This window comes from Nocardioides sp. (genome assembly GCF_051876515.1).
Lineage (GTDB): Bacteria > Actinomycetota > Actinomycetes > Propionibacteriales > Nocardioidaceae > Nocardioides.
The window spans coordinates 1-7,531 of the sequence record NZ_JBJEHY010000081.1; the positions used below are offsets into that span (position 1 = coordinate 1).

The 7,531-nt window shown below is 70.8% G+C and carries 6 protein-coding genes; 3 read left to right on the plus strand and 3 right to left on the minus strand.

The annotated features are described in order from the left end of the window. The coding region (locus ACI379_RS05570; protein ID WP_439791081.1) for a helix-turn-helix domain-containing protein at nucleotides 1-313 on the minus strand (313 nt) is incomplete at its 3' end. A 123-nt stretch (nucleotides 314-436) separates the two neighbouring features. Between ACI379_RS05570 and ACI379_RS05575 the strand changes: the two genes are divergently transcribed. Together ACI379_RS05575 and ACI379_RS05580 are read left to right on the plus strand one after the other, a co-directional pair. Beyond that, entirely contained in the window at nucleotides 437-1,453 is a 1,017-nt protein-coding gene (locus tag ACI379_RS05575) for a zinc-dependent alcohol dehydrogenase family protein (RefSeq protein ID WP_439791082.1), read from the plus strand. After that, a complete protein-coding gene (locus ACI379_RS05580; protein ID WP_439791083.1) occupies nucleotides 1,450-2,568 on the plus strand; it encodes a DNA glycosylase AlkZ-like family protein in 1,119 nt (372 codons plus the stop codon). The genes ACI379_RS05575 and ACI379_RS05580 overlap by 4 nt, the downstream gene beginning before the upstream one ends. 2 nt (nucleotides 2,569-2,570) lie before the next feature. On the opposite strand, the gene ACI379_RS05585 is transcribed toward ACI379_RS05580, so the two are convergent. Further along, nucleotides 2,571-3,371 carry a class I SAM-dependent methyltransferase gene (locus ACI379_RS05585; RefSeq protein ID WP_439791084.1) on the minus strand — a complete coding sequence of 267 codons (801 nt, stop codon included), beginning with the start codon at nucleotides 3,369-3,371 and terminating at the stop codon, nucleotides 2,571-2,573. Between the two features lie 59 nt (nucleotides 3,372-3,430). Further along, a complete protein-coding gene (locus tag ACI379_RS05590) occupies nucleotides 3,431-4,939 on the minus strand; it encodes a SulP family inorganic anion transporter (protein ID WP_439791085.1) in 1,509 nt (502 codons plus the stop codon). 217 nt (nucleotides 4,940-5,156) lie between these two features. Here ACI379_RS05590 and ACI379_RS05595 point away from each other — a divergent pair, with 217 nt between their 5' ends. Beyond that, nucleotides 5,157-7,529 carry an ATP-binding cassette domain-containing protein gene (locus tag ACI379_RS05595; protein ID WP_439791086.1) on the plus strand — a complete coding sequence of 791 codons (2,373 nt, stop codon included), beginning with the start codon at nucleotides 5,157-5,159 and terminating at the stop codon, nucleotides 7,527-7,529. Nucleotides 7,530-7,531: the final 2 nt, after the last annotated feature.

Genomic DNA, 7,531 nt, shown 5'->3' on the forward strand with positions numbered 1-7,531 from the left:
GGTTGAGCAGGGAGGCGCACAGGAGCGCGACACCGGCGTTCTTGGAGGTCTTCACGTCGATGGTGCCGGCGAGCTTGGTGGGACCGTGGACCCGCAGGTGCGTCGGCCCCGGGGCGAGGCTCACGATCTCCTGGTCGAGTGCGGCGCTGATCTTGGCCAACGTCTGCAGGGAGAGGTTCTGGTGGCCCTTCTCGATGCGGTTGATGGCGCTCTGACTGGTGTCGAGCAGGTCCGCGAGCTGTGACTGCGTGAGTCCGCGGTGCTTCCGCGCGTCACGGATGAGGTTGCCGATCCGGCCCTGGTAGTCACTCATGCCGTCACGTTATCTCAGATATGAGATAGGGCAACTTCGCCGCCCCGGGCCGGCTGGACCACCGGCCCGACAACGCGACCGTCATACCGGCGGTCGCTGGTGCGGCAGTGCAACGATGGGGGAATGCGAGCAACCATTCTCCACGCGCCCGGTGACATCCGAGTCGAGGAGGTGCCGGATGCCGCCATCGAGCAGCCCACGGACGCCGTCGTACGGGTCGTCGCCGGATGCATCTGCGGCTCGGACCTCTGGCCCTACCGGGGCCTCAACGCCGCCACCCCGCCTCGTACCATCGGCCACGAGTGCATCGGCGTCGTCGAGGAGGTCGGCTCCGCGGTCAGATCCGTACGCCCCGGCGACTTCGTGATCGTCCCGTTCTGCCACAGCGACAACACCTGCCCCCACTGCCGGGCCGGCGTGCAGTCCGGATGCTCGAACCTCGGCTTCACAGTCAGCGGTCAGGCCGAGTACGCCCGCGTGACCCAGGCCGACGGCACCCTCGTCGCCCTCGTCGGGGTGCCGGACGAGCACCTGGTCCCGAGCCTCCTGACCCTCTCGGACGTCATGCCCACGGGATGGCACGCCAGCGTGGCTGCCCGGGTGAAGCCGGGAGACACCGCGGTCGTCGTCGGTGACGGCGCGGTCGGCCTGTGCGGGGTCCTCTCCGCCGTCCTGCAGGGCGCCGAGCAGGTCGTGGCGCTCTCCCGCCACGCGCCCCGTCAGGAGGTCGCGCGTGCGTTCGGCGCCACCCACGTCGTCGCCGCCAGGGGCGAGGAGGCGGTCGCGGCCGTCCGCGAGCTGACCGGAGGGCTCGGCGCGGACGCGGTCCTCGAGTGCGTGGGCACCAGCGAGTCGATGGACACCGCCATCGACTGCGCCCGCCCCGGGGCCACGGTGGGGTTCGTCGGGGTACCGCACGGGGTCGAGATCGACGCCGGACGCCTCTTCCGCCGCAACGTCGCGCTCGCCGGTGGGATGGCCCCGGTGCGGGCGTACCTGCCGCAGCTGCTCGACCTCGTCCTGGACGGCCGTATCGACCCGGGGCAGGTCTTCGACAGCACGATCGACCTCGCCGACGTGGCTGAGGGTTACCGCGCCATGGACGAGCGCCGGGCGATCAAGGTTCTCGTACGCCCGTGACGCCTGTCGCCACGGTCAGCCGCGAGCACGCCCGCCGGATGGCGGTCCGTGCGCAGCTGCTGGACGTCGCCCCTGGGACGACCCCAGCACCCGACGCTGTCGACGTGGTCGAGCGCCTCGGGGGCGTGCAGGTCGACCTCACCGAGGCCGTGGCCCGCAGCGCCGACCTGGTGCTGCGGGCGCGTCTGGGAGCGAGCCACCCCGAGCGTGGTTGCGACGACCTGCAGGCCGCCGGGCTCCTCTTCGAGCACCGGGGCCGTCTCGTCGGCCCCCAGCAGCTCGCCCGGCTGAGGGCCGACATGGACGTCTGGCCGGGGCGGACCCGTCTGCGGCCGTGGCAGGACGACGTGGACCAGTGGATCAGCGCCAACGTCGGCGCACGCAGGGCCGTGATCGGCGCGCTGCGCAGCGACGGGCCACTCGCGGCACGCGACCTGCCCGACGAGATCGTCGCCCCGTGGCGCTCCTCGGGGTGGAGCAACAACAAGAGCGTGCTCAAGCTCGTCGAGTGCCTGGAGTCCCGCGGCGAGGTGGCCGTGGTGAGCAGGGAGGGGCGGGAGCGGATCTGGGACCTCGCGGAGCGGGTGCACCCCGACCTGCCGGTCGTCGACCACGAGACCGCGCACCGCGAGGAGGCAGGCGTGAGGCTCCGTGCCGCGGGCCTGCTGCGGCCGGTCCGGGTGGGGGCGGACGTCGAGGAGCACGACCTCAGCGACATCGGGGTGCCCGTACGGGTCGACGGGGTCAGGGGGACGTGGCGGGCGGACGAGGACCTGCTGGAGGAGACGGCCGACGACCCCGGCACCGGGGTGCGGCTGCTCTCGCCGCTGGACCGTCTGGTCTTCGACCGGCGCAGGGCCTCGGAGCTGTTCGGCTTCGACTACCAGCTCGAGATGTACAAGCCAGCGGCCAGCCGCCGGTGGGGCTACTGGGCGCTCCCGGTCCTCCACGGCTCCCACCTGGTCGGGAAGGTCGACGTCACCGCGGACCGGGAGGCCGGGGTGCTGCACGTCGATGCGGTGCACCGCGACGGCCTCTGGGACGAGGAGCTCGCCGACGCGGTGGAGGTGGAGCTGGACGCACTGGCGCGTTGGCTCGGCCTCGCCCGACCCTGACGTCACGGACGGGCGAGCACCTCACCGTTGGGGACGATGAGCCAGCCGTCCGGGTCGTCCGCCCAGCGCCGCCACGCGCCGGAGATCTCCTTCAGCTCCTCGGGGGTGGCGAACCCGCCCGCGAGAAGCTGCTCGGGAAAGGCCCCGTCCAGGATCCTCCTCTCCCACATGCCGCCCCAGTACTCGCGGTCCTGGGCCGTCGCGAAGCACCAGAGCTCTGCGGAGGGATCCACGCGGGAGAAGCCCGCTGCGTTCGCCCAGGCCAGCAGGCGTCGTCCGGCGTCCGGCTCCCCAAGGTTCTCACGCGCGGCGCGCTGGTACAGCGCCATCCACCGGTCCAGCTCGGGAAGCTCGGGGTACCACGTGAACGCGGCGTAGTCGGCGTCCCGTACGGCCACGACGCCGTCGGGACGGCACACCCGGCGCATCTCCGTGAGCGCCAGGACCGGGTCGGCCACGTGCTGCAGCACCTGGTGGGCGTGGACCACGTCGTACGAGTCGTCCGGCAGGTCGAGGGCGTGCACGTCACCGACGAGGTACGTGATGCCGTGGAGCCCCTGGCGCTCGCACTCCGACCGGGTCAGCTCGATCGCGGACTCGGTGGCCTCCAGTGCGGTGAGGTTCTGCGGGCCGACGATGCGCGCGAGGTCCGCGGTGATCGTGCCGGGGCCACTGCCGACGTCGAGCAGGCGCTGGCCCTCGGCCAGGCGGCCGAGCAGGTACCCCGCCGAGTTCTGTGCCGTGCGCCAGCGGTGCGAGGCGAGGACCGCCTCGTGGTGCCCGTGGGTGTATCGCTGCTCCATGTGACCTGTCTACCGGTCCGCCTGCGCGCAGACGGGGGGCGTCCACGCCGCGGTCGTTCTCACCCCTCGCCGAGGTGGCCGGAGAGACGGGCGTGGCGGGACGCACTGACCTCGTCAAGGCCGGTGATGGAGACACGCTTGCCCTTGCTGGCGTACTTGTTCTCGACGGAGTCGAGTGCGGCGACGCTGGAGGCGTCCCAGACGTGCGAGGCGGAGAGGTCGATCTCGACCCGGTCGGGGTCGGTGGCGTACTCGAACTGGGTGTAGAGGTCGTTGCTGGAGGCGAAGAAGAGCTCCCCGGTGACCCGGTAGCGGGCAACCTCGTGCCCCTCCTCGTCGACCCCGAGGGAACGCTGCACGGCGGTCAGGTGAGCCACGCGGCGCGCGAACAGGGTCATCGCGGTCAGCACGCCGAGACCGACACCGATCGCCAGGTTGTGGGTGGCAACCGTGGCCACCACCGTCACCACCATCACGAAGGTCTCGGAGCGCGGCATCCGCCGCAGGGTCGCCGGGGTCACCGAGTGCCAGTCGAACGCCGTCACGGACACCATGACCATGACCGCCACGAGCGCGGCCATCGGGATGATGGCGACGACGTCGCCGAAGCCCACGACCAGCACCAGCAGGAACACTCCCGCGGCGAAGGTCGACAGGCGCGTACGGGCACCCGCGACCTTGACGTTCATCATCGTCTGGCCGATCACCGCGCACCCGCCCATGCCCCCGAAGCACCCGGTCACGACGTTCGCGACGCCCTGGGCCCAGCCCTCGCGTGTCTTGTCGGAGTGGGTGTCGGTGATGTCGTCGACGAGCTTGGCGGTGAGCAGGGACTCGAGGAGGCCGACCAGCGCCATGGCGAGCGCGTACGGGGCGATGAGGGTGAAGGTGTCCCAGGTCCACGGGACGTCGGGCCAGAAGAGGCTGGGCAGGGAGTCGGGCAGCTCACCCTCGTCGCCGACGACGGGGACGTCCACCGACGCGGCGACCGTGAAGCAGGTGAGCAGCACCACGGCCACCAGCGGGGAGGGAACGGCTCCCGTCAGCCGCGGGAAGCCCACGATCACGGCGATCCCCGCCAGGACCAGCGGGTACACCTGCCAGGGCACGTCGACGACGTGGTCCACCTGGGAGAGCAGGACCAGCAGCGCCAGGGCGTTGACGAAGCCGACCATCACCGATCGGGGGATGAACCGCAGCAGCTTCGCCACCCCGAGCAGCGACAAGGTGATCTGGAAGAGACCCCCCAGCAGCACGGTGGCGATGAGGTGGTCGTACCCGTGCTCGTGCATCACCGGGGCGATCACGAGCGCGACCGCGCCCGTGGCGGCCGAGATCATGGCCGGCCGACCACCCAGCACGGCGGTCGTCACCGCCATGAAGAAGCTGGCAACCAGACCCACGCGCGGGTCCACGCCCGCGATGACGGAGAACGCGATCGCCTCGGGGATCAGAGCCAGCCCGACCACGAGGCCCGCCAGCAGCTCCGTCCGCAGCTGACGCGGTGACCTCAGGGCGCCGCGTACGGTCGAGACCCCCGGGGCGGGGGAGGGGGCGGTGGTGTGCATCGGTGAGCGGCTCGCTTCCTGGGTCGGACGACCACCGAGAAGTATCCCGGCCCGTCACGATCCCGGCGCCGGCCGGGGCGGCGTGGGCAGCCCGCCGGGAGCGTGGTCACACCTGCCGACCGCGGATCGTCATGTGGTCGTGGCCGCTGACCACGGAAACGTCACCGGTCGCCACTAGTGTTTGTCGCCTGCTCGTCGCCCTCTCCCAGGAGTACGCATGTCCTCGTCGCCGTCCACGTCGCACCCCGCCGACACCCACGACTTCATCAGCGTCCACGGCGCGCGGGAGAACAACCTCAAGGGCGTCGACGTCCAGATCCCCAAGCGTCGCCTCACGGTGTTCACGGGCGTCTCGGGCTCCGGGAAGTCGTCGCTGGTCTTCGGGACCGTGGCGGCGGAGTCGCAGCGCATGATCAACGAGACGTACAGCGCCTTCGTCCAGGGGTTCATGCCCAGCCTGGCCCGGCCCGAGGTCGACAGCCTCTCCGGCCTGACGACGGCGATCATCGTGGACCAGGAGCGGCTCGGCGCCAACGCCCGCTCCACGGTCGGCACGGTCACCGACGCGCACGCCATGCTGCGGACCCTGTTCAGCCGCATCGGCGACCCGTACGTCGGGCCACCGACCGCCTTCTCGTTCAACGTGCCCACCCGCAAGGCCAGCGGCGTGATGAGCACGGAGAAGGCCGGCGGCCGGGTGGAGAAGAGCGTCGTCAAGCAGGAGGTCTACCTCGGTGGCATGTGCCCCGAGTGCGAGGGGCGGGGCACCGTCTCCGCCCTCGACCTGACCCAGATCATCGACGAGTCCAGGTCCCTGGAGGAGGGCGCGATCCTGGTGCCCGGCTACACGGCCGACGGCTGGATGGTCGCCCCGTACAAGGTGCTCGTGCCCGGGGACAAGCCGATCAAGGACCTCACCAAGGCCCAGCGGGACGACCTGCTGTACGGCGAGATGCGCAAGGTCAAGGTCGAGAAGATCAACGTCAGCACCGAGGGCCTGATCCCCAAGATCCGCAAGTCGATGTTCAGCAAGGACCCCGACTCCCTGCAGCCCCACATCAAGGCGTTCGTCGAGCGTGCCGCGGTCTTCGGGCGGTGCGAGGCGTGTGACGGCACCCGGCTCAACGACGCGGCCCGGTCCTCGAAGATCAACGGTCTCTCCATCGCCGACGTCGCCGACATGCAGATCACCGACCTCGCCGAGTGGGTCCGGGGCATCGACGCACCGGGAGTGGGACCCCTGCGCGACGGTCTGCTGCACCTCTTCGAGGCCTTCGACGACATCGGCCTGGGCTACCTGTCCCTCGACCGGGCCTCGGGCACCCTCTCGGGCGGGGAGGCGCAGCGCACCAAGATGATCCGCCACCTCGGCTCCGCCCTCACCGACGTGACGTACGTCTTCGACGAGCCGACCGTGGGGCTGCACCCGCACGACATCGACCGGATGAACCGGCTGCTCCTCGAGCTGCGCGACAAGGGCAACACCGTCCTGGTCGTCGAGCACAAGCCTGAGACGATCGCCATCGCCGACCACGTCGTCGACCTCGGGCCGCACGCCGGCTCCGCCGGCGGCGAGATCTGCTTCGAGGGCACCGTCGAGGGGCTCCGGACGGCCGACACGCTGACTGGTCGTCACCTGTCGTACCGGGCCGAGCTCAAGGACGCGGTGCGCACGGCGACGGGCGCTCTCGAGATCCGTGGGGCCTCCAGCCACAACCTGCGCGACGTTGACGTCGACGTGCCGCTCGGAGTCCTGTGCGTCGTGACGGGCGTGGCGGGGTCGGGCAAGAGCTCCCTGATCCACGGCGAGCTGGGTGGCCGCGACGACGTCGTGGTGGTCGACCAGGGCGCCATCAAGGGGTCCCGTCGCAGCAACCCTGCGACCTACACCGGCCTGCTGGAGCCGATCCGCAAGGCGTTCGCGAAGACCAACGGTGTCAAGCCCGCCCTGTTCAGCGCCAACTCCGAGGGCGCCTGCGAGACGTGCAAGGGCGCCGGCCTCGTCTTCACCGAGCTCGGGTTCATGGAGACGGTCTCCACGGTGTGCGACGAGTGCGGCGGCAAGCGGTTCAACGCCAGCGTGCTCGAGCTGCGCCACGGAGGACTCAACATCGCCGAGGTGCTGGAGCTGCCGGTCGCAGGAGCGCTGGAGTTCTTCCGCGACGGCGAGGGGGCTCTGCCTGCCGCGGCCAAGATCCTCGAGCGCCTGGACGACGTCGGCCTGGGATACCTCACCCTCGGCCAGCCTCTCAACACGCTGTCCGGTGGTGAGCGCCAGCGGCTCAAGCTCGCGATGCACATGGGGGACAAGGGCGGCGTGTACGTCCTCGACGAGCCGACCACGGGGCTGCACCTGGCAGACGTCGAGAACCTGCTGCGGCTGCTGGACAAGCTCGTCGACGCGGGGAAGTCCGTGATCGTCATCGAGCACCACCAGGCGGTCATGGCGCACGGCGACTGGATCATCGATCTGGGCCCCGGCGCCGGCCACGACGGCGGCACGGTCGTCTTCGAGGGCACCCCGAAGGCGTTGGTCGCCGAGGCCGCGACCCTCACCGGCAAGCACCTCAAGGAGTACGTCGGCGGCTGACC